This is a genomic window from Pantoea sp. PNT03, from assembly GCF_014852515.1.
GTDB lineage: Bacteria > Pseudomonadota > Gammaproteobacteria > Enterobacterales > Enterobacteriaceae > Pantoea > Pantoea leporis.
Genome location: NZ_JACVBT010000013.1, coordinates 1 through 1,145 on the forward strand (window position 1 = coordinate 1; position 1,145 = coordinate 1,145).

Below are 1,145 nucleotides of genomic sequence, written 5' to 3' on the forward strand. Positions count from 1 at the left end.
CCCGTACACGAAAGTGCACAGATTGTGAGTTCGAAGAGTAGGGCGGGACACGTGGTATCCTGTCTGAATATGGGGGGACCATCCTCCAAGGCTAAATACTCCTGACTGACCGATAGTGAACCAGTACCGTGAGGGAAAGGCGAAAAGAACCCCGGCGAGGGGAGTGAAACAGAACCTGAAACCGTGTACGTACAAGCAGTGGGAGCCTCTTTAATGGGGTGACTGCGTACCTTTTGTATAATGGGTCAGCGACTTATATTCTGTAGCAAGGTTAACCGTATAGGGGAGCCGCAGGGAAACCGAGTCTTAACTGGGCGTTAAGTTGCAGGGTATAGACCCGAAACCCGGTGATCTAGCCATGGGCAGGTTGAAGGTTGGGTAACACTAACTGGAGGACCGAACCGACTAATGTTGAAAAATTAGCGGATGACTTGTGGCTGGGGGTGAAAGGCCAATCAAACCGGGAGATAGCTGGTTCTCCCCGAAAGCTATTTAGGTAGCGCCTCGTGAACTCATCTCCGGGGGTAGAGCACTGTTTCGGCTAGGGGGCCATCCCGGCTTACCAACCCGATGCAAACTGCGAATACCGGAGAATGTTATCACGGGAGACACACGGCGGGTGCTAACGTCCGTCGTGAAGAGGGAAACAACCCAGACCGCCAGCTAAGGTCCCAAAGTCATGGTTAAGTGGGAAACGATGTGGGAAGGCACAGACAGCCAGGATGTTGGCTTAGAAGCAGCCATCATTTAAAGAAAGCGTAATAGCTCACTGGTCGAGTCGGCCTGCGCGGAAGATGTAACGGGGCTAAACCATGCACCGAAGCTGCGGCAGCGACACTATGTGTTGTTGGGTAGGGGAGCGTTCTGTAAGCCGTTGAAGGTGTGCTGTGAGGCATGCTGGAGGTATCAGAAGTGCGAATGCTGACATAAGTAACGATAAAGCGGGTGAAAAGCCCGCTCGCCGGAAGACCAAGGGTTCCTGTTCAACGTTAATCGGAGCAGGGTGAGTCGACCCCTAAGGCGAGGCTGAAAAGCGTAGTCGATGGGAAGCAGGTTAATATTCCTGCACTTGGTGTTACTGCGAAGGGGGGACGGAGAAGGCTAGGTTATCCGGGCGACGGTTGTCCCGGTTTAAGCGTGTAGGC

At 53.4% G+C, this 1,145-nt stretch carries 1 rRNA gene; it reads left to right on the plus strand.

Annotated features, from left to right (window positions below):
• Positions 1-1,145, plus strand: a 23S ribosomal RNA gene (locus IB226_RS23015); the annotation flags it as partial.